This is a genomic window from Streptomyces sp. NPDC045021, from assembly GCF_056432645.1.
The window spans coordinates 340,484-365,645 of the sequence record NZ_JBWKIQ010000011.1; the positions used below are offsets into that span (position 1 = coordinate 340,484).

General features: G+C 70.5%; 18 protein-coding genes. 8 read left to right on the forward strand and 10 right to left on the reverse strand.

The window, feature by feature from the left end:
- Together AC07DC_RS30475 and AC07DC_RS30480 are read right to left on the reverse strand one after the other, a co-directional pair.
- Positions 1-206 (reverse strand): hypothetical protein (locus tag AC07DC_RS30475; RefSeq protein ID WP_478917697.1); only part of this gene is annotated, 206 nt, incomplete at its 3' end.
- A gap of 569 nt (positions 207-775) precedes the next feature.
- A complete protein-coding gene (locus AC07DC_RS30480) occupies positions 776-1,039 on the reverse strand; it encodes a hypothetical protein (RefSeq protein WP_478917699.1) in 264 nt (87 codons plus the stop codon).
- A 390-nt stretch (positions 1,040-1,429) separates the two neighbouring features.
- Between AC07DC_RS30480 and AC07DC_RS30485 the strand changes: the two genes are divergently transcribed.
- Together AC07DC_RS30485 and AC07DC_RS30490 are read left to right on the forward strand one after the other, a co-directional pair.
- Positions 1,430-1,741 (forward strand): hypothetical protein, encoded by a 312-nt coding sequence (locus tag AC07DC_RS30485; RefSeq protein WP_478917701.1) that lies wholly within the window; start codon positions 1,430-1,432, stop codon positions 1,739-1,741.
- Positions 1,742-1,808: 67 nt separating this feature from the next.
- The gene (locus tag AC07DC_RS30490) at positions 1,809-2,369 is read left to right on the forward strand and encodes a DUF4231 domain-containing protein (protein ID WP_478917702.1); all 561 of its coding nucleotides are present in this window, start codon (positions 1,809-1,811) and stop codon (positions 2,367-2,369) included.
- Between the two features lie 14 nt (positions 2,370-2,383).
- Here AC07DC_RS30490 and AC07DC_RS30495 read toward each other — a convergent pair whose 3' ends face one another.
- From AC07DC_RS30495 to metK, 6 genes are all read right to left on the reverse strand, one after another.
- Positions 2,384-4,147, reverse strand: a complete 1,764-nt coding sequence (locus tag AC07DC_RS30495) for a hypothetical protein (protein ID WP_478917703.1) — start codon at positions 4,145-4,147, stop codon at positions 2,384-2,386.
- A gap of 74 nt (positions 4,148-4,221) precedes the next feature.
- The gene (ahcY, locus tag AC07DC_RS30500) at positions 4,222-5,667 is read right to left on the reverse strand and encodes an adenosylhomocysteinase (protein ID WP_478917704.1); all 1,446 of its coding nucleotides are present in this window, start codon (positions 5,665-5,667) and stop codon (positions 4,222-4,224) included.
- Positions 5,645-6,586 carry a methylenetetrahydrofolate reductase [NAD(P)H] gene (gene metF / locus AC07DC_RS30505; RefSeq protein WP_478917705.1) on the reverse strand — a complete coding sequence of 314 codons (942 nt, stop codon included), beginning with the start codon at positions 6,584-6,586 and terminating at the stop codon, positions 5,645-5,647. Before metF ends, ahcY begins: the two co-directional genes overlap by 23 nt.
- Before the next feature lie 17 nt (positions 6,587-6,603).
- On the reverse strand, positions 6,604-10,083 hold the full coding sequence (metH, locus tag AC07DC_RS30510; protein WP_478917706.1) for a methionine synthase: 3,480 nt from the start codon (positions 10,081-10,083) through the stop codon (positions 6,604-6,606).
- 2 nt (positions 10,084-10,085) lie between these two features.
- Complete coding sequence (locus AC07DC_RS30515; RefSeq protein WP_478917733.1) at positions 10,086-11,078, reverse strand: carbohydrate kinase family protein; 993 nt, start codon at positions 11,076-11,078, stop codon at positions 10,086-10,088.
- 41 nt (positions 11,079-11,119) lie between these two features.
- Positions 11,120-12,319 (reverse strand): methionine adenosyltransferase, encoded by a 1,200-nt coding sequence (gene metK / locus AC07DC_RS30520; protein ID WP_478917707.1) that lies wholly within the window; start codon positions 12,317-12,319, stop codon positions 11,120-11,122.
- A gap of 211 nt (positions 12,320-12,530) precedes the next feature.
- Here metK and AC07DC_RS30525 point away from each other — a divergent pair, with 211 nt between their 5' ends.
- Positions 12,531-13,097 (forward strand): hypothetical protein, encoded by a 567-nt coding sequence (locus AC07DC_RS30525; RefSeq protein WP_164293354.1) that lies wholly within the window; start codon positions 12,531-12,533, stop codon positions 13,095-13,097.
- Positions 13,098-13,263: 166 nt separating this feature from the next.
- Here the strand turns inward: AC07DC_RS30525 and AC07DC_RS30530 are convergent, their stop codons facing one another.
- Positions 13,264-13,599, reverse strand: a complete 336-nt coding sequence (locus AC07DC_RS30530; RefSeq protein WP_478917708.1) for an acyl-CoA carboxylase epsilon subunit — start codon at positions 13,597-13,599, stop codon at positions 13,264-13,266.
- Between the two features lie 5 nt (positions 13,600-13,604).
- Positions 13,605-15,233, reverse strand: a complete 1,629-nt coding sequence (locus AC07DC_RS30535; RefSeq protein WP_478917709.1) for an acyl-CoA carboxylase subunit beta — start codon at positions 15,231-15,233, stop codon at positions 13,605-13,607.
- 280 nt (positions 15,234-15,513) lie between these two features.
- On the opposite strand from AC07DC_RS30535, the gene AC07DC_RS30540 reads away from it, so the two are divergent.
- The 5 genes from AC07DC_RS30540 to AC07DC_RS30560 form a co-directional block, all read left to right on the forward strand.
- Entirely contained in the window at positions 15,514-16,407 is an 894-nt protein-coding gene (locus tag AC07DC_RS30540) for an ACP S-malonyltransferase (RefSeq protein WP_478917710.1), read from the forward strand.
- Between the two features lies 1 nt (position 16,408).
- A complete protein-coding gene (locus AC07DC_RS30545) occupies positions 16,409-18,061 on the forward strand; it encodes an AMP-binding protein (RefSeq protein WP_478917711.1) in 1,653 nt (550 codons plus the stop codon).
- Positions 18,062-18,083: 22 nt separating this feature from the next.
- Complete coding sequence (locus tag AC07DC_RS30550; RefSeq protein WP_478917734.1) at positions 18,084-19,616, forward strand: AMP-binding protein; 1,533 nt, start codon at positions 18,084-18,086, stop codon at positions 19,614-19,616.
- On the forward strand, positions 19,613-20,911 hold the full coding sequence (locus AC07DC_RS30555) for a type III PLP-dependent enzyme domain-containing protein (RefSeq protein WP_478917712.1): 1,299 nt from the start codon (positions 19,613-19,615) through the stop codon (positions 20,909-20,911). Before AC07DC_RS30550 ends, AC07DC_RS30555 begins: the two co-directional genes overlap by 4 nt.
- On the forward strand, positions 20,911-25,162 hold a 4,252-nt coding region (locus AC07DC_RS30560), incomplete at its 3' end, for a type I polyketide synthase (RefSeq protein WP_478917713.1). The genes AC07DC_RS30555 and AC07DC_RS30560, both read left to right, overlap by 1 nt.

The window sequence follows — 25,162 nt, forward strand, 5'->3', positions numbered from 1 at the left end:
CGGTGCCCCCGGCCCGACCGGCGCTCCCGGCCCCACAGGTTCCGCCGGACCGGCAGGACCCGCGGGACCGGCAGGACCGGCAGGACCGGCAGGACCGGCAGGACCGGCAGGACCCGCGGGACCTGGAGGAGGAACGGGCGGTCCGGGCGAGCACGGCGGCCCTGGCGAGCACGGCGGTCCCGGCGAGCACGGCGGTCCCGGTGCACCTGGCGATCACAGCGGTCCCGGATCAGGCGATCATGGACCGAGTGACCATGGCCAGGGCGGAGAGGGCCAGGGCGATAACCACAAGGGTGAACTCGCCGAGACGGGCGCGGAGCAAGAAATCGCTCTTGCGGCCGCCTCAGCCACCGCACTCGCAGTGGGAAGCGCGATTCTCCTCTTCGTGAGGCGGAAGAACCAACGCCGCGCAGCCCGACCGTAGTCAGTGGTCAAGGCCGGCTCCGGTCGATCAGTCGAGGGACTGATCGACCGGAGCCGATCCGCGTCGGCCGGCAGGCACAGCAGTACAGCAGCGAAGTACAGCAACCATCACGGCCGTAACGAACCCTCAGCGACCGCAGGCCCACGACTGACCAGCCCGGCAGACCTCAGCGACCGTCGCGCCGGTAGTTCGTATCGAAGTGCAGGGGTTCACGAGCGAGCGCCCTCTCTCGGGCCGTCGTGGGGCCGTAAGAGGGCGCTCAATGGTGACCAACGATGACAACGGCCGACACCTCAGTCGCAGGTCACAGGGGTGATCAATAGCAAAGCCGCACGTAGCAGCCCTGCCCAATCAGTTGTCTGTGATGTGCTGGGTGGATGCGGTCTGTCGCAGCTTCTCCGAAGCCTGACGAGTGCCCGCGCTATCCGCCGGAGCTGTTGTGTGCTGCTTTTGGCTCTCTCTGTGCCGCCACTTGCGCCGCATCCAGCTCGTGCCCAGGAAGGCGACGGTGATCACGAGTAGGACGATGCTGCCCACGACCACTGTCACTCCCCCCGACACCACCAGCCAGACCGCGATGACAACCCAGAGTGGTGGATCACCCTGCATGCTCACTCCCTTGATCGTTACCTGTGACGCCAGGGGTCAGGGGGCGGTTCCAACGTCGAGTTGCAGGGCAGGAGATGGTCTGTGGACCGAGGAACACTGACGCTCGCAGCATCCCCTGGCCACGGCGTATTCGCGGGATGGCCGGGGCCGTCCGGCATAGAGGTGCCTGCCTGAGCTGCGGAAACCCCTGGGACGCCATCGGCCTCCGGAGCCGGGTGCGCAGGTTCGAATCCTGCCGGGGGCACCTTGTAAGAGGTGTCCGAAGACCCCGTAACCAGCGGAAACGCTGGGGACTGGGTCTTCGCGTATCTACGGCCGTATGCAGCCGAAGGCGCGCTCGGTGATTGTGATCATCGTGTGATCGTTTATGCGTTTGGACCTGGCAGGATCCGGTTCATGCTTCTGCACCTTGCCGCCACCGAGTCGGCCTCAAGCTCGGGCGCGGGCGCCCTCATCTTCACGCTGGTCTTCGGCCTGGTGGCCACCTGCGGTGGCGGGGTGGTCGCTCTGAACATTCGGGGGTCGGCCGACGCGATGTCCCGACGCCGCCGGGCGGCGCAGGAGTTCGGGGGCCAGCAGAGGATGGACCTGACACTCGCGGACCGGCGGGATCTTCCTCCGCTGGCCTTTCGTCTGGGGGGCGGGATCGTCCTCGCCGGCGGCTTGGTCATGCTGCTCGTCTTCGCGGCGATGGCCACCCGTCGCTGAGTGGGGCCAACGCGGGCGGACCGTAGGGTGCTTGACTCGGTCGGCGCTCGGCGATCTACTCCGAGCCATGCCGCAGAGCGATGACAACACGTCGAATTCCACAGGGACTTACGAGGCCTCGGCCGCCGAGCCCATGACCCCGCAGCGGTACATCGAGACCAGGCTGGCGCAGTATCAGAAGTGGTACGACCGGAAAGCGGTCAAGACCAAGGCCATGCACCTGAGGATGCGGACGCTCTCGGTGGTGGGTGGGGCGCTCGTGCCCGTGCTCGTCAATGTCGATCTGCCGTTCTCCAAGCTCACCGCCACGGTGCTCAGCCTGGTCGTGGTCGTGTCGGTCTCGCTGGAGAGCGTGTACCGGTACCGGGAGCAGTGGAAGAACTACCGGTCGACGGAGCAGCTGCTCGGTCATGAGCGGGTGTATTTCCAGACCAAGGTCGGGCCGTACGCCGGGCTGCCGGACGGGAAGGCGTTCGTCACGCTCGTGGCGCGGGTGGAGAAGGCCATCGCCAATGAGAATTCGGCGACCCTGAACGTCATGACGCTGGGCGGCCAGGTCAACGCGGACCTGCAGATGCCGATCGGCATCCCGGAAGCCCGCCAGGAGCAGCCGGATCCCGGGCGATGAGGGGCGGACTCGCTTCAGAGCGTCGGGGTGAGGCGGGGGCCGCAGGGGTGGGTGGGGGTGGTGGTGCGGAGGTGGATGGACCGGGGAATGGCGGGGAGGGTGGTTCGCTGGAGGGTCGCGAGGCGGGTGGGGTCGGGGACCGCTGCGCGGCGGATCCAGTCGCCCGTGTCCGTACTCGTGGAGAGCGGGACGTAGCCGTGGGCGGTGAGCACCCCGGGGGTGAGGCCGGAGATGGTCGACCACGGGCTGTGGACGTGGATGAAGGTGGGCCGTACGTGGTCGAAGACGTACGTGCGCAGGCGCGTCGTGTCGTTCGCCGCGTAGGCGTCCGCGATGGCGGGGTCGGTGAGGCCCGCGAGGTCCGTCACGCGGAGCCGGCTGGTCAGGAGAGTGCCGCCGAGGTCGGGGAGCAGGAGGCCGGCGTCGGGCAGGCCGAGCCGGTCGGCGTAGGTGTTGAAGAGCCTGCCGTAGCGGTCGGCGACGAAGCACATCGACAGCGTCGGGTCCGCCTGGAACTCCTCGGCGCGGGGCCGCTGTCCGGCCACTGACACGACGGATCCGACGAGAAGCGCGGATGCCAGGACCGCGCGCCCGCGCGGCCGTTCGCGGTCCCAGACGGTGACGGCGGCCAGCGAGCCGGCGAAGGCCGCGAGCGTCCACACCGGGGTCGCGAAGCGGTAGAGGGCCATCCAGTCACGCTGCAGCATCCCGTAGGCGGTCAGGGCCAGGGACAGCGGGACGAGTACGGCGAGCAACGCCCGGCGGGGGGTTCCCGGACGGGCGAGCGCGGCGGCGGTGCAGGCGAGCGCGGCGAGGACGAGGGTCCAGCCCGCGAAGGAGAGCAGCTCGGTGGTGTGGGCCAGACCGGCCAGGTCCGGCGCCCGCTGGGACTTCGCCACCGCGGTGTTGGGCACCCAGCGGCCGAACTCCGCGTGCCGCCAGAGCAGATGGGCCGCATAGAAAAGAGCAAAGACCGCCGTCGACAGGGCGACCGCGCGGACGGATCGAGCGAGGCGCGAGTGAGCGACGCACGGGCGAGCGAGGCGCGAGTGAGCGACGCACGGGCGAGCGACGCGCGGGTGCCCGAGGCGCCGGCGGCCCAGGAGCAGCAGCACCGTCACCGGGTACGCGGCCGCGTAGACGATGCCGTCCGGGCGGGTGAGGGCGGCGAGCAGCGCGAGGAGGCCGGCCACGACGGCGGTGCGCGGCCGCAGCAGGTCGTCGCGGGCGACGGCACGGGCCAGCGCGGCCGCCAGGGCGGTGACGGCGAGTCCGTACAGCGGGTTCTCCAGGCCGGAGAAGAGCCAGACCACCAGCGAGAAGTTCCCGGCCATCGCCACCCCGGCGAGCAGCGTCACGGCCCACGCCCGCCCCGGCAGCACCGCCCGCGCGGCGATCGCGACGCCGGCGAGCATCCCGATGACGCACAGCAGCGCCAGCGCTTTGGGGAACCACACGAGGTCCGAGACCCCGAACAGCGCCCCGTGGTCGAACAGCCGCAGCCGCCGCCCGGCCACCAGCAGTGCCAGCCATGCCGGGTTGGAGTACCCCTCCACCGGCGGGGCGCCGGCCTGCTGGGCCGGGCCGTACCCCTCGTCGATGCTGCGCGCGTAGGCGTACGTGATGGCCGCGTCGTCGACGATCCACTGCCCGAGCCGCAGCGCCTGCACCCCGACAAGGCCGGCCCCCGCCAGCACCGCGGCCGGATCGGCGAGCGACCTCAAGAGAGGGACGAGGAGGTTGAAGCGCGGGGGCCGGGCCTGCGAGGTTCCGTTCACATGGAGATGAACCCCGCAGCGCCCGTCACGTCACGCCCTCTCCCCCGGCCGGGCGGCCGGGCGCCCGGCCGCGATCAGTAGCGGTAGTGGTCCGACTTGTACGGACCCTCGACCGGGACGCCGATGTAGGCGGCCTGTTCCGGGCGCAGCGCGGTGAGCTTCACGCCGAGGGCGTCGAGGTGCAGGCGGGCAACCTTCTCGTCCAGGTGCTTGGGGAGCACGTAGACGCCGATGGGGTAGTCGGCGGTCTTGGTGAAGAGCTCGATCTGGGCGATCGTCTGGTTGGCGAAGCTGTTCGACATCACGAAGGACGGGTGGCCGGTGGCGTTGCCGAGGTTCATCAGGCGGCCCTCGGACAGCACGATGATGGTGTGCCCGTCGGGGAACTTCCAGGTGTGGACCTGGGGCTTGACCTCGTCCTTGACGATGCCGGGGACCTTGGCGAGGCCCGCCATGTCGATCTCGTTGTCGAAGTGGCCGATGTTGCTGACGATGGCCTGGTGCTTCATCTTGGCCATGTCGGCGGCCATGATGATGTCCTTGTTGCCGGTCGTCGTCACGAAGATGTCGCCCTCGGAGACGACCTCCTCCAGGGTCGTGACCTGGTATCCGTCCATCGCCGCCTGCAGTGCGCAGATCGGGTCGATCTCGGTGACGATCACGCGGGCGCCCTGGCCGCGCAGCGACTCCGCGCAGCCCTTGCCGACGTCGCCGTAGCCCAGCACGACGGCGACCTTGCCGCCGATGAGGACGTCGGTGGCGCGGTTGAGGCCGTCGATGAGCGAGTGGCGGCAGCCGTACTTGTTGTCGAACTTCGACTTGGTGACGGAGTCGTTGACGTTGATCGCGGGGAAGAGCAGGCCGCCGTCCCGCTGCATCTCGTAGAGCCGGTGGACGCCGGTCGTGGTCTCCTCGGTGACGCCCTTGATGGAGGCGGCCGCGGTGGTCCACTTGCCGGGGCTCTCGGCCTGGGTGCGGCGCAGCAGGTCGAGGATGTAGCCGTACTCCTCGGAGTCGCCCTCGGCGGAGTCCGGGACCGCGCCGGCCTTCTCGAACTCGACGCCCTTGTGGATCAGGAGCGTGACGTCGCCGCCGTCGTCCAGGATCATGTTCAGGCCGCCGTCGGGCCAGGTCACGGCCTGCTCGGCGCACCACCAGTACTCGGCCATCGTCTCGCCCTTCCAGGCGAAGACGGGAGTGCCCTGCGGGTCCTCGGGAGTGCCGTTCGGGCCCACCGCGACCGCCGCGGCGGCGTGGTCCTGGGTGGAGAAGATGTTGCAGGACGCCCAGCGGACCTCGGCACCCAGCGCGACCAGGGTCTCGATGAGGACGGCGGTCTGGATCGTCATGTGCAGCGAGCCGGTGATCCGCGCGCCGGCCAGCGGCTTGGACGCCGCGTACTCGGCGCGGATCGACATCAGACCGGGCATCTCGTGCTCGGCCATGATGATCTCCTTGCGGCCGAAGGCGGCAAGGGAGAGGTCCGCGACCTTGAAATCAGCGGCGGTGAGGGACGGCATCTGCGCTCCTTGTGTTCTGGTGGATCTCAAGCGTCGCGGTGGACCGGTTGAGGGTGATGTAGTGCAGTCCGGGAGCGCCGGCGTCGAGCAGGCGCTGGGCCAGGCGCGTCGCGTGGTCGACCCCGATCCGGTGGGCGGTCTCCGGGTCGTGCTGCGCCGCCGCCAACTGCTCGGCCAGATCGGCCGGGAAGGTCGCGTCGCTGAGCTCCGCGAAGCGCCGGATCTGCCGAACGTCGGTGGCGGGCATGATCTCCGGGATGATCGGCGTGTCGCAGCCGGCGGCGGCCACCCGGTCCCGCAGCCGCAGATAGTCGTCCGCGTCGAAGAACATCTGCGTGATGGCGTAGTCGGCGCCCGCCCGGCACTTGTCGACGAAGTGCCGGATGTCGTCGTCCCAGCTCGGCGAGCGCGGATGACGTTCGGGGAAGGCCGCGACGCCGATGCTGAAGTCGCCTATGGAGCGCACGAGTTCGACGAGGTCGGCCGCGTGGTCCAGGCCCCCGGGGTGCCGCTGCCACGGGCCGCGCGGATCGCCCGGTGGGTCGCCGCGCAGGACGAGGACGTCACGGATCCCGGCGTCCGCGTACCGGCCGACGATCTGCCGCAGCTCCGCCACCGTGTGGCCGACCGCGGTCAGATGGGCGACCGGGCGCAGCGTCGTCTCGGTGGCGATACGCCGGGTGACGTCCACGGTCCGGTCACGGGAGGAGCCGCCGGCTCCGTAGGTGACGGAAACGAAGGTGGGCCCGACGGCCTCGATGCGGCGGATCGCGTCCCACAGGACGCGCTCGCCCGCGTCCGTCTTCGGGGGGAAGAACTCGAACGAGAACGTGCGCTGCCCGGCGGCGAGGACATCGCGCAGATTGTTACTGGTCGTAGGCGCGTTCACCCTGGTAGGCGCGTTCACAACGGTGGTCATGGCGGGGACGGTCCTCCTCACGCCTTGTAGTAGCTGGCTTCCGGGTGGTGGATGACGATCGCGTCGGTGGACTGCTCCGGGTGCAGTTGGAACTCCTCGGAGAGAACGACGCCGATACGTTCCGGCTTGAGCAGGTCCATGATCTTGGCGCGGTCCTCCAGGTCCGGGCAGGCCGGGTAGCCGAGCGAGTAGCGGCACCCCTGGTACTCGGTGCGGAACATCGCGTCCAGGTTGTCCGGGTCGGCGCCCGCGATCCCCAGCTCGGTGCGGATCCGGGAGTGCCAGTACTCGGCCAGGGCCTCCGTCAACTGGACCGACAGCCCGTGCAGTTCGAGATAGTCGCGGTAGGCGTTGGCGGCGAACAGCTCGTTCGCCACCTCGGAGACCCGGTTCCCCATGGTCACGACGGTGAGCGCGATGACGTCGGGCTCACCGCCGTCGGGGCGGAAGAAGTCCGACAGGCACAGGTGCCGGTCGCGGCGCTGGCGGGGGAACGTGAAGCGGTGGCTCTCGCCGCCCGTCTTCTCGTCCAGAATGATCAGGTCGTCGCCCTTGGACACGCACGGGAAGTAGCCGTAGACCACGGCCGCTTCGAGCATGTTCTCGGTGTGCAGCCGGTCGAGCCACATCCGCAGCCGCGGCCGGCCTTCGGTCTCCACCAGTTCCTCGTACGAAGGCCCGCCCCCGCGGGCGGCCTTCAGTCCCCACTGGCCCATGAACGTGGCCCGCTCGTCCAGCCAGGAGGAGTACTCGGCGAGCGGGATGCCCTTCACGATCCGCGTCCCCAGGAACGGCGCCTTCGGGACGGGGTTGTCGGCCGCCACGTCGGAGCGGGCGGGCAGCAGTTCCGGGGCCGCCGGGACGCGGGTGGGACGGTCCACGGCGGCGACGCGGCGCTGCTTGAGCGGGGGGAGGGTGGCGCCGGGGACGCCGCGCTTGACGGCGATCAGCGCGTCCATCAGCCGCAGGCCCTCGAACGCGTCGCGTGCGTAGCGGACCTCGCCCTCGTAGATCTCGTGCAGATCCTGCTCGACATACGCGCGGGTCAGGGCGGCGCCGCCGAGGATGACGGGGTAGTCGGCGGCCATCTTGCGCTGGTTGAGCTCCTGCAGGTTCTCCTTCATGATCACCGTGGACTTCACCAGTAGGCCGGACATCCCGATCACGTCGGCCTTGTGCTCGGTCGCCGCGTCCAGGATCGCCGCCACCGGCTGCTTGATGCCGAGGTTCACGACGTTGTAGCCGTTGTTGGACAGGATGATGTCGACGAGGTTCTTGCCGATGTCATGGACGTCGCCGCGCACGGTGGCCAGCACGATCGTGCCCTTGCCCTCCGCGTCCGACTTCTCCATGTGCGGTTCGAGGTAGGCGACCGCGGTCTTCATGACCTCCGCGGACTGCAGCACGAACGGCAGCTGCATCTGCCCGGAACCGAACAGCTCACCGACGACCTTCATGCCCTCCAGCAGCGTGTCATTGACGATCTGCAGGGCCGACTGGACGGTCAGGGCCTCGTCGAGATCCCGCTCCAGGCCGTTCTTCTCACCGTCGATGATCCGCCGCTGCAACCGCTCGTCCAGCGGCAGCGCGGCCAACTCCTCCGCACGCCCCGCCTTCACCGACTTCATGTCGACGCCCTCGAAGGCCTCCAAGAAGGCCTGCAGCGGGTCATAGCCCTCACGACGCCGGTCATAGACGAGATCGAGAGCGATCTCCCGCTGCTCCTCCGGAATGCGCGCGATCGGCACGATCTTGCTGGCGTGCACGATCGCCGAATCCAACCCCGCATCCACGCACTCGTTCAGGAAGACCGAGTTCAGCACGACGCGGGCGGCCGGATTCAGCCCGAAGGAGATGTTCGACAGTCCGAGGGTCGTCTGCACCAGCGGGTGGCGGCGCTTCAACTCCCTGATCGCCCCGATCGTCGAGATCCCGTCCTTGCGGGACTCCTCCTGACCGGTGGCGATGGTGAAGGTCAGACAGTCGACGAGGATGTCCGATTCGAGGATGCCCCAATTGGCCGTCAGGTCCTCGATCAGCCGCTCGGCGATGGCGACCTTGTGCTCCGGAGTACGGGCCTGGCCCTCCTCGTCGATCGTCAGCGCGATCAGCGCGGCACCGTGCTCCGCCGCCAACGCCGTGATCTGCGCGAAACGGGACTCCGGGCCGTCACCGTCCTCGTAGTTGACGGAGTTGATGACGGCCCGGCCGCCGAGCTTCTCCAGCCCGGCGCGCAGCACCGGCACCTCGGTGGAGTCCAGCACGATGGGCAACGTCGACGCCGTCGCGAAACGGCCCGCGACCTCGGCCATGTCCGCGGCGCCGTCGCGGCCGACGTAGTCCACGCACAGGTCGAGCAGGTGCGCGCCCTCGCGGATCTGGTCGCGGGCCATCTCGACGCAGTCGTCCCAACGGCCTTCGAGCATGGCCTCGCGGAACTTCTTCGACCCGTTGGCGTTCGTCCGCTCGCCGATCGCCAGATACGACGCATCCTGCTTGAACGGCACCGTCTGATAGAGCGAGGCGGCACCAGGCTCCGGACGCGGACTGCGCGGCGACAGCTCCAGGCCCCGCACCCGCTCCACGACCTGTCGCAGGTGCTCGGGCGTGGTGCCACAGCAGCCGCCCACCAGAGACAACCCGTACTCCCGCACGAACGACTCGTGCGCGTCGGCCAGTTCCTCCGGCGACAGCGGGTAGTGCGCGCCGTTCTTGCCCAGCACCGGCAGGCCCGCGTTGGGCATGCAGGAGACGGCGATACGCGCGTGCCGGGCGAGATAGCGCAGGTGCTCGCTCATCTCCGCCGGTCCCGTGGCGCAGTTCAGACCGATCATGTCGATGCCGAGCGGCTCCAGCGCCGTCAGCGCCGCACCGATCTCCGAACCGAGCAGCATCGTGCCCGTCGTCTCCACCGTGACCTGGCAGATCAGCGGCAGCTGGATGCCCGCGGCGCTCATCGCCCGGCGGGCGCCGACGATGGCGGCCTTGGTCTGCAGCAGGTCCTGGGTGGTCTCCACCAGGATCGCGTCGGCGCCGCCCTCGACGAGACCGGCCACGTTCGCCTCGTAGCCGTCCCGCAGCAGCGCATAGGGGGCGTGGCCGAGGGTCGGGAGCTTGGTGCCGGGGCCGACGGAGCCGAGCACCCAGCGCGGGCGGTCGGGCGTGGCGAAACCGTCCGCCACCTCACGGGCCAACCGGGCACCGGCCACCGACAGTTCATGAATGCGGCCCGGGATGTCGTACTCCCCCAGTGCCGCGAGGTTGGCGCCGAAGGTGTTGGTCTCGACGCAGTCGACACCCGCCGCGAAGTACTCCTCGTGCACCGACCGCACGATGTCCGGCCGGGTGACGTTCAGAACCTCGTTGCACCCCTCCAGGTTCTCGAAGTCGTCCATCGACGGGTCCTGCGCCTGCAACATCGTGCCCATCGCGCCGTCGCCCACCACGACCCGCGACGCGAACGCGTCACGCAGCAGCCGCACTCTCTCCTGGCTCACGCTCACAGCGACCTCGCCAGGTAGGACAGATGCGGTTCGAGCTCGGTGGCGGACGCGCTGCCGTAGCCGGTCCGCAGCCGGGTGAGCAGGTCGGTGCGGTCCAGGTGGTACTCCTGGGTGCCGACCGATTCGAGGACGACGGTGGCCAGGGCGCAGCCCAGCTCGGCCGAGCGCCGCAGGGTGAGATCCCAGGAGACGCCGGCGAGGAAGCCGGCCCGGAAGGCGTCGCCGACCCCGGTGGGTTCGGTGGCGCCGGTGGTCGGGGCGGCCGGTACGAGGATCGGCGCCTCGCCCGCGCGCTCGATGCGGACGCCCTGGGCACCGAGGGTGGTGATCCAGGTGCCGACGCGCCGGAGCACCTGTGCGGCGCTCCAGCCGGTGCGTTCCTGCAGGAGCGCCGCCTCGTACTCGTTGCTGAAGAGGAAGCGCGGGCCGTCCAGGAGCAGCCGTACGGACTCCCCGTCCAGCCGGGCGAGTTGCTGCGACGGATCGGCCGCGAAGGGAATGCCCAGCTCGCGGCATTCTGCGGTGTGCCGGAGCATTGCCTCGGGGTCGTTGGGCGCGACGACGACCAGGTCGAGGGCGCCGGCGCGTTCCGTGACGGGGGCGAGCTCGATCCGGCGGGCCTCGGACATGGCGCCCGCGTAGAAGGTGGCGATCTGGTTCTGCACCGAGTCGGTGGTGCAGACGAAGCGGGCCGTCTGGTGCTCGTGGGAGACCTGGACGGAGTCGGTGTCGACGCCGTGCTGCTTGAGCCAGACCTGGTAGTCGGCGAAGTCCGGGCCGACCGCGCCGACCAGGACCGGGGCGAGGCCGAGCTGCCCCATGCCGAAGGCGATGTTCGCCGCCACCCCTCCCCGCCGGACCTCAAGGGTGTCGGCGAGGAAGGACAGGGAGACGTTCTTGAGCTGGTCGGCGACCAGGTGGTCGGTGAACCGACCGGGGAAGACCATCAGATGGTCGGTTGCGATGGATCCTGTGATGGCGGTGCGCATCTCAGTCACTCACTCCTCCGGTGCTCTTCCTCGGCCGGCTGTCAGAGACCGGCGGCCTGGCGGAGTTTGGCGGCCCGATCGGTGGACTCCCAGGTGAAGTCGGCGTCCGTCCGGCCGAAGTGGCCGTAGGCGGCGGTCTGCGCGTAGATGGGGCGCAGCAGGTCGAGGTCGCGGACGATGGCGGCCGGGCGCAGGTCGAAGACCTGGATGACGGCGTCCTGGATGCGGGCCACGGGGATGGTCTCGGTGCCGAAGGTCTCGACGAAGAGCCCGACGGGGGCGGCCTTGCCGATGGCGTAGGCGACCTGGACCTCGCAGCGCGTGGCCAGGCCCGCGGCGACGACGTTCTTGGCGACCCAGCGCATCGCGTAGGCGGCGGAACGGTCCACCTTGGACGGGTCCTTGCCGGAGAACGCGCCACCACCGTGCCGTGCCATGCCGCCGTACGTGTCGACAATGATCTTCCGGCCGGTCAGCCCCGCGTCACCCATCGGACCGCCCACCTCGAACCGGCCGGTCGGGTTGACCAGCAGCCGGTACCCCTCCGTGGAGAGGGTGAGGCCGAGTGCTTCGAGCTCGGGCTCCACGACGAACTCGCGGATGTCCGGGGCGAGCAGGGAGTCCAGGCTGATGTCGGGCGCGTGCTGGCTGGAGATCACGACGGTGTCGAGGCGTACGGCCTTGCTGCCGTCGTACTCGATGGTGACCTGGGTCTTGCCGTCCGGGCGCAGGTACGCCAGCCGGCCGCTCTTGCGGACCGCGGCGAGGCGGCTGGAGAGGCGGTGGGCCAGCGCGATGGGCAGCGGCATCAACTCGGGGGTGTCGTCGCACGCGTACCCGAACATCAGGCCCTGGTCGCCGGCGCCCTGGCGGTCGAGGTCGTCCTCGCCGCCCTCTACCCGCGACTCGTACGCGGTGTCCACGCCCTGCGCGATGTCCGGGGACTGCGCGCCGATCGAGACCGACACCCCGCACGAGGCACCGTCGAAGCCCTTCGCGGACGAGTCGTAACCGATATCCAGCACCGTCTGCCGCACGATCGCCGGAATATCGGCATACGCGGACGTGGTGACCTCACCGGCAATGTGCACCTGGCCGGTCGTGATCAGGGTTTCCACAGCGACCCGGGCGGTGCGGTCCTGCCCGAGGAGTGCGTCGAGGACGGAGTCACTGATCTGGTCGGCGATTTTGTCGGGGTGTCCCTCGGTAACCGACTCCGACGTGAAAAGGCGGCGGGCCATGGATTCCTCCAGATGCGTATCCAACGCTCCGGCGGACATTGGAGCGATATCCACGAGAGCGTGCGATCGGCACCTTGCGAACGGCTAAAGCGAAACCTGGGCAGGAGTCGCCCGACGGGGGTAGCCTTTTTGGATGCCCTTGCGGGCCGCGGATCGCTTTAGGGGCGCTTTAGTCCCACCTGTCGCAATGGATGCGAGAAAGGAGCTATCCATGACCCGCTACCTCATCAGCTTCCTCCCGTGGATCGCCTATGCCTTCGTCGCCACGAGCGATGACTGGCGCAAGGGTGCACTGGTCGGGCTCGGGATCGCCACAGTGGTGATCTGGCGCGACCGCAAGTCCGGCAAGAACTGGGACGAGATGGTGATCGAGACCAGCGCGTTCGTGTTCTTCGCGGGGATCGCCTGGCTGTCCTACGCGCAACCGGACTCGGATCTGGTCCGTTACGGGCCGGCTCTTGTCGACGCATGGCTCGCCCTCACCGCCTGGGGCTCGCTGCTCATCCGTCGGCCGTTCACCCTCGGCATCGCACGCAAACTCGTACCGGAGAAGGTCGCCCGCACGGAGGCGTTCTACCGGACCAACGCCGTCATCACGCAGGTGTGGGGGCTCGCCTTCGCGGCCGCCGCCGTTGTGCTGGCGTTCATCATCCGCGCCGACGCGCACGCGACAACACCCATGATCGTCGTCAAGGTCGCCAGCTTCGTGATCCCCGTGCTCTTCACGATCCGCTACCCGAAAGCCGTCGCCGCGCGCCGCGCGCACCAGACGGCCTGACCCCCTGACCTCACTCCGCTCCCCCGCTCCCCCCACCGTCCCACCGCCTCAGCACGTGAGGCGGTGGGTTCAGTGCTGCGTGTCCCGCGCCCGCGGTGGTTACGGGGACATGGCCGTGCCCCGGATCCTCAGCGGATCCGGGGCACCGGCGGACGGTTCGTGGCTGTCAGCCGTAGGCCCAGGCGCCCGGCGGGCTGTAGCTGTCGGGGGTCCAGCGCGGGGGCCGGCTGCTCTGGCCGCCGCGCCCGCCCTGCTCGTCGTCGGCCACGGCCTTCTGCCGGAGGACGGCGAGGAGGGCGACCGTCGCAGCGGCCACCTGCTCGTCGTCGGGCTCGCCGCGGACGAACTGGATGAGCAGCTCATCGGCGGGGTTGCCCACAGCGGAGCCCGCCGCTTCGACTGCTGCCGCCGCTTCTGCTTCCGGTGCGCTCGGTGTCGGTGCGTTCGATGTCGGTGCGCTCGGTGTCGGTGCGCTCGGTGTCGGTGCGCTCGGTGTCGTCATGCCCGTCACACCGGCGGGTTTCCGTGCTTGCGGGACGGGAGCGTGGCGTGCTTCGTGCGGAGCATCGCCAGGGAGCGGATCAGCACCGAGCGGGTCTCCGCCGGGTCGATGACGTCGTCGACGAGGCCGCGCTCCGCCGCGTAGTAGGGGTGCATCAGCTCCTCCTGGTACTGCTTGATGCGCTCGGCTCGGACCGCGTCCGGGTCGTCGGCCGCGGCGATCTCGCGCCGGAAGACGACGTTGGCGGCGCCCTCCGCACCCATGACCGCGATCTCGTTCGTCGGCCAGGCGAAGGACAGGTCGGTGCCGATGGAACGCGAGTCCATGACGATGTACGAACCGCCGTAGGCCTTGCGCAGGATGACCTGGATGCGCGGCACCGTGGCGTTGCAGTACGCGTACAGCAGCTTCGCGCCGTGCCGGATGATGCCGCCGTGCTCCTGCGCGCTGCCGGGCAGGAAGCCCGGTACGTCGACCAGGGTGACCAGCGGAATGCTGAACGAGTCGCACATCTGGACGAAGCGCGCGGCCTTTTCCGAGGCGTTGATGTCCAGGACGCCGGCCAGCGAGGCCGGCTGGTTCGCCACGATGCCGACCACGTGACCGTCCAGACGCGCCAGCGCGCAGACGATGTTGGTGGCCCAGGCGGCGTGCACCTCGAAGAAGTCGCCGTCGTCGACGATCTCCTCGATCACCGGCCGGATGTCGTAGGCGCGGTTGGCGTCGGCCGGCACCAGTTCCAGCAGGGACTCGTTCCGGCGGTCGGCCGGGTCGGCCGTCCCGACGGCCGGCGGCAGTTCACGGTTGTTCGACGGCAGGAGCGAGAGCAGATAGCGCACTTCGGCGAGGCACTCGGCCTCGTCCTCGTAGACGAACTGGGCCGCGCCGGAGATCGACGCGTGCACGTCGGCGCCGCCGAGCTGGTCGTGGGAGATCTTCTCGCCGGTGACGGCCTGCACCACATCGGGCCCGGTGATGTACATCTGCGAGGTGCCGCGCACCATGAAGACGAAGTCGGTGAGCGCCGGAGAGTAGGTGGCGCCGCCCGCGCACGGGCCGAGCATCACGCTGATCTGCGGGATGACGCCCGACGAGCGGACGTTGCGACGGAAGATGCCGCCGTATCCGGCGAGCGCGGTGACGCCCTCCTGGATCCGGGCCCCCGCGCCGTCGCTGAGGCTGACCAGGGGTGCGCCGGCCGACTCGGCCAGGTCCATCACCTTGTGGATCTTCTCGGCGTGGGCCTCGCCCAGCGAGCCGCCGAAGATCCGGAAGTCATGGGCGTAGACGAAGACCGTGCGGCCCATGACCTCGCCCCAACCGGTCACCACACCGTCGGTGTACGGGCGCTTGTTCTCCAGGCCGAAGCCGGTGGCACGGTGCCGGCGCAGCGGTTCGATCTCGGTGAACGTGCCCTCGTCGAAGAGCAGTTCCAGACGCTCGTGGACGGTCAGTTTGCCCTTGGCCCACTGCTGTTCTGTCGCGCGCGGGCCTGGTCCGTCCCTGACCGTCTGTTTGACCAGGTTGAGCAGCGCCACCCGGGACCTCGGGTCCTGGCGCGGTGGCGGGAGCTGTCCCGTCACCGGGGCCAGCGTCTGCGGCCGGGTCGAGGTGATGTCCTCGGCAATGGTCATGGTTCGGTTCACCCATCCACTCGGTCAGGCGATTGAAGCGATTTATGAAACAGCCTGAACCTCATTGAAGCCGCGGCTTCGAAGCAGGTGCCACAGCGTCGACCCCCTACCCTCGGACTGCCCACCCCTATTCCCTGTCCGGTATGGGTGTTGCTAAGGGGCGCGGGCGGGGAGACATAGGGGTTACTCCCCCTTGCGACAGCCCGTAGAAAAGAGCGGACGAGGCCAGTTCGCGACAAGGCGGGTTTCAGCGATGACTACGGCAATGGTGTTTCCAGGAATGGGTCCCACCCGTTTCTCCGACCTGGGCAGGTTCCTGCTTCTGAATACCTTTGCCCGCGATCTGCTGCCGATCGCCGACGAGGCCCTGGGCTACTCGGTGTTCGACCGGTTCCGCGAGTCCGGCGAGGACTATTCGGAAGCGGCGCAGGTGGCCTTCATGGTCGCCTCGACGGCGCTCGCCCAGTGGGCCCGCGCCGAACTCGGCGCCGAGGCCGAGATCTGCGCGGGGCCCAGCTTCGGTGAGAAGCCGCTGATGGCGTTCTGCGGCGCCCTGGACTTCCCCGACGCGGTGTTGATGACGGCCCGGTTGGCCCGTTGCACCGCCGACTACTTCGCCACCGAGCACCGGGACGTCGTCACCCAGTCCTTCGTACGGGCTCCCGTCGACGGGCTGCGCGAGCTGCTCGCCGGGATGGACGAGCGGGGCGAGTGGTACGACCTGTCCTGCCGCCTGGACAAGGGGTTCGAGATGATCTCGCTGCGCGAGGAGCATCTGGAGGCGTTCACCGGCCGGCTGCGGAAGATCGGCTCGCTGCCGCTGTACGCGATGCGCCCGCCGATGCACTCCTCGCTCTTCACCGGGCTGCGCGACCGGGCCGCCGTCGAGGTCATCGACGCCCTGCCGCTGCGCGACCCCGATCTGCCGGTCCTCGCCGACCAGGACGGCCGGCTCATCGACACCGCGGAGGGGCTCAGGACCATGCTCCTCGACCACTTCGTGAAACCCGTGGACTGGCCGGCCGTCCTCGCCGAGCTGGGCCGGCGCGAGGTGACGCGGCTGGTGGTGGCCGGCCCCGACGCCCTGTTCAGCCGGGTGGAGTGCGCGGTGCGCAACTTCGACGTCGTACTGGCCGATCCGAAGCACGCGATGCGTCCCAAGGCAGGTGTCTGACATGAGCGTGATCACGGAGACAGCAGCGGCGGTTCCGGCGGACGGGGCGGGCGCGGGCCGCTCCCTCGATCGCACCCTGCACGGCCGGTTCCTGCGCGGTCTCGCGATCGCCCCCGACCGCCCCGCCTTCCGGGCCGGCGGCCAGGAGGTCACGTACACCGAGGCCCACGAGCAGGCGTTGGCGTGGGCCGGCGCCCTGCGGCACGCGGCCCCCGCCGGGACGGACGGACCGCGCGTCGTCGCGATTCTGGCCACCAAGACCGCCGAGGCGTACATCGGGCTGCTCGCCGCCCTGTACCTGGGCGCCGTGGCGGTTCCGGTGAATCCGGACTTCCCCGCCGCCCGCAACCGGTCGATCCTGACGGCGGCCGGCGCCGACGCGGTGATCACCGACCGGCGCGGACTGGCCGTCCTCGAGGCCCTGTTGGAGGGCTGGGACCAGCGGGACGCCGCCGAAGGCCCGCTCCTCGTCCTCGTCCCGGGCGCGGACCCGCGCCCGGACGTCATCACGGCCACCCCGCCGGAGACCGCCCTCGCGGCGCCGCTGCCGGCCGAGGCCGAGGACACCGCCTACATCCTGTTCACGTCCGGCTCGACCGGCCGCCCGAAGGGCGTGCCCACCAGCCACCGCGCGGCCGACAGCTACTTCCGCACGCTCGACGCGCGGTACGGCTTCGGCCCCGACGACGTGTTCTCGCAGACGTTCGACCTGACCTTCGACTGCGCCATGTTCGACCTGTTCTGCGCCTGGGGCGCGGGCGGCTGCGTGGTCCCGATCCCGATGCAGGCGTACCGGGCGCTGCCCGAGTTCCTGGCCGAGCAGCGGATGACGGTGTGGTTCTCGACCCCCGGCGGCATCGCGCTGGCCCGGCGCACCGGCGCGCTGTCGCCCGGCGCGCTGCCCGGTCTGCGCTGGAGCCTGTTCGCGGGCGAGCCCCTGCACCGGCAGGACGCCGAGGACTGGCTGCGGGCCGCACCGGAATCCGTGGTGGAGAACCTGTACGGGCCGACCGAGCTGACGATCACCGTCACCGGGCACCGGCTGTCGCCCGCGACACCGGACGAGCGGTACGTCAACGGCGTCGTCCCGATCGGCCCGGTGCACGACTCGCTCGGCCACCTGCTGCTCGCCCCGGACGGGTCGGTGGACGCCGGGTCCGGCGCCGGCGAGGGCGAACTGTGCATCACCGGGCCGCAGATGTTCTCCGGCTACCTCGACCCGGCCGAGGACGCGGGCCGCTTCCTGGAGCACGACGGACGGCGCTGGTACCGGACCGGTGACCGCGTACGCCGCTACCCGGACGGCGAGATCGCCTACGTGGGGCGGGCCGACGACCAGGTGCAGGTGCAGGGCTGGCGGGTGGAGCTCTCCGAGGTCAGCCACAGCGTGCGCCGGCTGGAGGGGGTCGAGGACGCCGTCACGGTGGCCGCGGCCGTCGCCGGCAGCCATGAACTGGTCACGTTCTACACCGGTGAGCCCGCCGCGTCGGCCGATCTGGCCCGCCGGCTGACCGCTGACCTGCCCAAGGCGATGGTCCCCCGGCTCTTCCAGCACCTGGACGAGTTCCCGATGAACCCCAACCGGAAGATCGACCGGTCCACTCTCAGGTCCCGCGCCGAGGCGCTGCTGGACCGCGGCCGGATTCGCAGCTGACAAGGAGATGACCGTGACCACCGTGGACACCGTGAGCAACCACACCGACCGAGGCGCCGACACCGCGCGGCTGCTGCATGAACTGCTGGACGCGACCGCCGCCCTGCGGCCCCAGAACATCGCCGTACGCGACTCCAGGGACGCCTGGACCTGGCAGAACCTGGTCCAGCAGAGCCACACCGTCGCCGGCTGGCTGCGCGAGCAGGGGGTGGGCGCCGGCGACCGTATCGTCGTCCGGCTGCCGAACGTCCGCGAGATGGTGGCGCTGCTCTACGCCGCCTCCCGGATCGGGGCGGCCCTGGTGCCGATCAGCGCGGAGATGAAGGAGTTCCACCTCAAGGCCGTCATCGCCAACTGCGAGCCCCGCGTGGTCGTGGTCGTGGACGGCCTCGCGGAGGGCGTCCAGGCACTGACGGAGGTGCCCGTGCACGAGGTGGGCGCCGTCTGGGCCGCCGCCACCGACACCACGGTCCGCGTCACCTCCGAGGCAACGTCGGTCGACTCCCCCGCCGTCCTCATCTACACCTCGGGCAGCACCGCCACCCCGAAGGGCATCGTCTGCCCGCACGCGCAGATGTCCTTCGCCGCCGACGCGATCAACCAGGTGCTCGGCTACCGCGCGGACGACGTCGTCTTCTGCCGTGTCCCGCTCTCCTTCGACTACGGCCTGTTCCAGGTGCTGCTGACCTGCCTGTCCGGTGCCGAACTCGTCCTCGCCGACGGGGAGGCCGACCCCAAGCTGCACATCCTGATCCGCGAGACCGGCGCGACGATCCTGCCGCTGGTCCCCTCGCTCGGCGGCCCGCTGATCCGGCTCGCCGAGCGCGACCCGCGGCCGACGAAGCTGCGGATGTTCACCAGCACCGGCGCCGCCCTGGAGCAGCGGATCATCGACGGGCTGTGGCGCTGCTTCCCCGACGCCCGCGTCGTGCGGATGTACGGCATCTCGGAGTGCAAGCGCATCACCGTCATGCCGCCCGAGGAGGACCGTACGCGACCCGGTTCGTCCGGCCGCCCGCTCCCCGGCACCCAGGTGACCATCCTCGACGAGGAGGGCAACGCGGTCCCGGCCGGCAGCAGCGGCGAGATCACCGTCACCGGCCCGAACGTCATGGCCGGCTACTGGCGGCTGCCGGAGATCACCGCCCGCACCTTCCGCACCGACCCGGAGACGGGCGTCACCCGCCTGCACACCGGTGACTACGGCTCCCTCGACGCGGACGGCTACCTGTACTTCGAGGGCCGCCGCGACGACATGTTCAAGCGCAAGGGCATGCGGGTCAGCACCATCGAGATCGAAGCCGCCGCCATGGACATCCCAGGGGTGCGGAACGCCGCCGCCCTCAAGCCCACCGCCGACCGCGACCTGCTGCTCTTCGTCGCCGCCGACCTGCCGCCGCAGACCGTGCTGCGGGAGCTGGCGCAGCGGCTGGAGGCCGTCAAGGTCCCCTCACTGTGCAAGGTCATCGACGACTTCCCGCTGACCGCCAACGGCAAGAACGCCAAGCAGCAGCTCGAGGCGCTCCTGGTGGCGGAAGAGCTGGCCGCCGGATGACCATCACCGAGGCCACCGGGGGCACCGCCCTCGACACCGCCGCCGTGACCGACGAGGAGTTGGTCGCGCGCTACGGATCCCCGCTGTACGTCTACGACCTGGACCGCGTCATCGCCGCCCGCGAAGATCTGCAGGCCGCCCTGCCGGAGCAGTTCACCCTCTTCTACTCCCTCAAGGCCAACCCGCACCCCGGGCTGGTCCGCGCCCTCGGCGAGGGCGAACGGCCGTGCCGCGCCGAGGTGTGCTCGACCGGCGAGCTGGCGTCCGCGCTCGAAGCCGGCCACACCGCCGACCGGATCCTCTACTCCGGGCCCGGCAAGACCGCCGAGGAGATCTCCGTCGCCCTGACCGCGGGCGTCCGCACGTTCTCGGTCGAGTCCCTCGGCGACCTGCGGCGGCTGGGCGCTCAGGCGGTCGTGCACGGCACCACCGCCGACGCCCTGATCCGCGTCAACAGCGCGGCGGCCGCGGCGACCACCAGCATCCGGATGACCGGCACGCCCTCACAGTTCGGCTTCGACGCGGAGGGTCTCTCCGACCTGCTGCCGGAGATCCGCGCGGTGGAAGGGATCCGGGTCGCGGGCGCGCACTTCTTCCCCCTCAGCAACTCCAAGGACGAGGCGAGTCTCATCGCCGAGTTCCAGGAGACCATTCGCGGAGCGGCCCGGCTGGAAGCCGAACTCGGCACACCGCTGCGCCTGTTGGACATCGGTGGCGGTTTCGCGGCCCCGTACTCGGTGCCCGGCACCCGGCCCGTCTACGGGAATCTGCGCGCCGCACTGGAGCAGACCCTCGACGAGCACTTCCCGCAGTGGCGACAGGGCGTCCCGGAGATCGCCTGCGAGTCGGGCCGCTACCTGGTGGGCGACAGCGGACGGCTGCTGACCACGGTCACCAACGTCAAGCAGAGCCGCGGCCGGACCTTCGCGGTGCTGGACGCGGGCATCAACACCCTCGGCGGAATGGCCGGACTGGGGCGGCTGCTGCCGCTCTCGGTCGAGCCGAAGGGGGGCGGGCAGGACGGCGACGGCGAACCGGCGGAGGCAACGGTCGTCACCCTCGCCGGACCGCTGTGCACCCCCGGTGACCTGCTCTCCCGCGCCGCCAAGATGCCCCTCCCGCACCCCGGCGACGTGATCGCCGTACCCAACGTGGGCGCATACGGGCCCACCGCGAGCCTGCTGCTGTTCCTCGGCCGTCCCGCGCCGGCCGAAATCCTGCTCAGAGCCGGTGAAGTGACGTCGGCATCGCGCCTGATCTCTTCCCGCGCAGAAATCGACACTGGAGTTCAGTGATGAGCGAGTCCGCATCCCACGAGTCCACCGCAGACGGCCCCGCCGTCGATCCGGCCGACCGGGCCGAGCTGGTCGATCTGGCCGAACTGGCCGGCCTGGCCGAGGCGGAGCAGTACCGACGCCTTCTCGCGGTGGTCCGAAGGGAGGCGGAAGCGGCGCTGCGCAAGGCCGGTCGTGAGGGACAGATCCCTCTCGACCTGTCGCAGCCGTTCCTGCGGCTCGGCTTCGACTCCCTGGCCGTCGTCGATCTGCACCGCAGGCTCAGCGACGCGACGGGCCTCGACCTGCCGATCACCATCGCCTTCGACCACCCGACGCCCACCGCGCTGGCCAAGCAGCTGATGTGGGAGATCTTCGGCGTCCGGTTCGACGGCCGTACGGCAGGCGAGGCCGGTGCGCGTCCGCAGGGCGATGCCGCCGCCCCGGCCGCCGGCTTCGACGAGCCGATCGCGATCGTCGGCATGGCGTGCCGCTACCCGGGCGGCATCAGCTCGCCCGAGCAGCTGTGGGAGCTGGTGGTGTCGGGCCGGGACGCCATCGGCTCGCTGCCCACCGACCGCGGCTGGGACGTGGAGGGCCTCTACGACCCGGACCCGGACGCGCCCGGCAAGACGTACACGCGCGAGGGCGGCTTCCTCTACGGAGCTGCGGAGTTCGACGCGGACTTCTTCGGCATCAGCCCACGCGAGGCCGCCTCCATGGACCCGCAGCAGCGGCTGACCCTGGAGACCTCCTGGGAGGCGTTCGAACGGGCCGGCATCGACCCGGCCGGGCTGCGCGGATCGGCGACCGGTGTCTTCGTCGGGGCCGAGCCCCAGGAGTACGGGCCCCGGCTGCACCAGGCCCCCGAGGGCTACGAGGGCTATCTGCTCACCGGCAGCGCCACCAGCGTCATTTCGGGGCGCGTCGCCTACACCCTGGGCCTGGAGGGCCCGACGCTGACGGTCGACACCGCCTGCTCCGCGTCGCTGGTCGCCCTGCACCTCGCGGTGCAGTCGCTGCGCGCCGGTGAGTGCTCGCTCGCGCTCGCGAGCGGCGTCGCCGTGATGTCCAGCCCCGGCGCCTTCACCGCGTTCAGCCGCCAGCGCGGACTCGCGCCCGACGGGCACTGCAAGCCGTTCGCCGAGGCGGCCGACGGAACGTGCTGGGGCGAGGGCGTCGGCGTCCTCGTCGTCGAACGGCTCTCCGACGCGCGGCGCAACGGCCACCGGGTGCTGGCGGTCGTCCGCAGCAGCGCGATCAACCAGGACGGCGCGAGCAACGGTCTCACCGCTCCGAACGGCCCCTCGCAGCAGCGCCTCATCCAGCGGGCGCTGGCCAGTGGCGGGCTGACCGCCGCCGATGTGGACGCCGTCGAGGCACACGGCACCGGAACGAAGCTCGGCGACCCGATCGAGGCACAGGCTCTGATCGCCACGTACGGGCAGGGTCACGACGCCGACCGACCGCTGTGGCTGGGCTCGGTGAAGTCCAACATCGGGCACACGGCCGCCGCCGCGGGCGTCGCGGGAATCATCAAGATGGTGCAGGCGATGCGGCACGAGACGCTGCCGCCCACCCTCAATGTCGACACACCGACACCGCACGTGGACTGGTCGGCGGGCTCGGTCGAGTTGCTGACGCAGGCGCAGCCGTGGCCGGCGGGCGAGCGTCCGCGTCGTGCGGGCGTCTCGTCGTTCGGGATCAGCGGCACGAACGCGCATGTGATCGTGGAGGAAGCCCCCGTCGAGGTCGTGGCGGACGCGGTTTCCTCGGCTGAACTTCCCGTGGTGCCGTGGGTGGTGTCGGGCAAGACGCCGGAGGCGTTGAAGGCTCAGGCGGCGCGCCTGCGGGACTTCGTGCTGGCCGATGCGGGTCTGGACACGGTGTCGGTGGGTGCGGCGTTGGCGACGACGCGTGCGGGGTTCGCGCACCGTGCGGGTGTGGTGGCGGCTGATCGTGACGGTCTGCTGGCCGCTCTGGGTGCGGTGGTGGACGGCGAGGCCAAGACCGCTGTGGCCGGCGCCGGTGACCTGGCATTCCTCTTCACCGGTCAGGGCAGCCAGCGGGCGGGGATGGGACGCGAGCTGTACGCGGCGTTCCCGGTGTTCGCGGAGGCGCTGGACACGGTTGCTGCGGCGTTCGACGAGCACCTGGACCGTCCGCTGCTGGATGTGCTGTTCGCCGACGACAGCCGGTTGAACGAGACGGGCTACACCCAGCCCGCGCTGTTCGCACTGGAAGTGGCGCTGTTCCGGCTGCTCACGTCGTGGGGCGTGAGTCCGCAGGTGCTCGCGGGCCACTCCATCGGCGAGCTGGCTGCCGCGCATGTCGCGGGAGTGTGGTCGCTGGAGGATGCGGCGCTGCTGGTCGCGGCACGCGGCCGGTTGATGCAGCAACTGCCCTCCGGTGGTGCGATGGCGGCGCTTCAGGCCACCGAGGCCGAGGTTCTGCTCCAGCTCACGGAGCGAGTGGGGATCGCCGCCGTCAACGGGCCGACGTCGATCGTCGTCTCCGGTGATGAAGAGGCCGTTGCTGACGTCATCGCGCACTTCGACGCGCTGGGACGGAAGACCAAGCGCCTCACCGTCAGCCACGCCTTCCACTCCGTGCACATGGAGGCGATGCTCGACGAGTTCCGGCGCTTCGCCTACATCCTGGAGTACTCGGCACCGTCCATCCCGATCGTCTCGACGCTCACCGGGCAGGCAGCGACCACCGACGAGCTGACCGACCCCGAGTACTGGGTCCGGCACGTCCGCGAGGCCGTGCGCTTCGCCGACGCCGTCACCACCCTCCAGGAGCAGGGCGTCACCACGTTCCTGGAGCTCGGCCCGGACGCGGTCCTCACCGCGATGGGCGCCGAGAGCGTCACCGACGCCGTCCTCATCGCCACGCAGCGCCGCAGCCAGGACGAGGCGCTGGCCCTCGTGTCGTCCGTCGCCGAACTGCACACGCAGGGCGTCGAGGTCGACTGGCGGGCCTTCTTCGGCCCTGCCGCCACGCCGCTGCTGGACCTGCCCACCTACGCGTTCCAGCGGGAGCGCTACTGGCTGGACGACGTGGCCGGCTCCGCCGACCCCTCGGCCCTCGGGATCGAGGCCGCCGTCCATCCGCTGCTCGGCGCCGTCGTCGCGGTGGCCGGCTCCGACCGGCTGGTGCTCACCGGCCGGCTGTCGCTCCAGACGCACCCGTGGCTCGCGGACCACGCCGTGGGAGACACGGCGCTGCTCCCCGGAACCGGCTTCGTCGAACTGGCCGTCCAGGCCGGCGACCGGGTCGGCTGCCCCGCACTGGAGGAGCTGACGCTCCAGGCGCCGCTGCTGCTCGACGGGTCCGGTGCGGTCGAGTTCCAGCTCGTCGTGGAGGAACCCGGCCAGGACGGGAGGCGGGCGCTGGGGATCTTCTCCCGCCCCTCCGGCGCGGACGACTCCCTCTGGACCCGGCATGCCGAAGGCCTGCTGCGCTCCGAGGACGCGGCTGCCGCCGCCCGACCGGCCGACAGCGCGTGGCCGCCCGCCGGTGCCCGGATCATCGAGGTCGAGGGCGCCTACGACCGGATGCGCGACCAGGGATACGGCTACGGCCCGTCCTTCCAGGGCCTGCGGGCCGCCTGGCGCCTGGGCGAGGAGGTCTTCGCGGAGGTCGCCCTGCCCGATGGTGTCGACGCCACGGGATACGCCCTGCACCCCGCGCTTCTCGACGCCGCCCTGCACGCCATCGGCATCGACCGGCCCGGCGAGAGCGCCGAGCTCCCCTTCGCCTGGACCGACGTCGTTCTGCACGCCTCCGGCGCGACCGCCCTCCGGGTCCGCGTCACCCCGGCCAACTCCGGCTACTCGCTGCGGCTGTCCGACGTCCAGGGCGGTCCGGTCGCCGACGTCGGCGCGCTGGTGCTGCGGCCGGTCGTGGCCGGTGAGTTGAAGGCCTCCCAGTCCGCCGGTGGTCGGGACCTGTACCACGTGGAATGGTCCGGGCTGCGGGCCGGCGGGACGGAGCCCGCCGGCGAAACGGTGCTGGTGCACGTGCCCGCCCAGGTCGAGCCGATCGAGGCGCTGACGGCCGTACTCACCGAACTGCAAACGCTGTTGGCTGCCGATGACGACCGTCGGTTGGTGGTAGTGACGCGGGGTGCGGTGGCTGTGTTGCCGGGTGAGGATGTGACGGATCTGGGTCGGTCGGCGGTGTGGGGTCTCATACGCTCCGCGCAGTCCGAACATCCCGGCCGTATCGTCCTTCTGGACACCGACTCCGACACTGGGGAGATCCCGG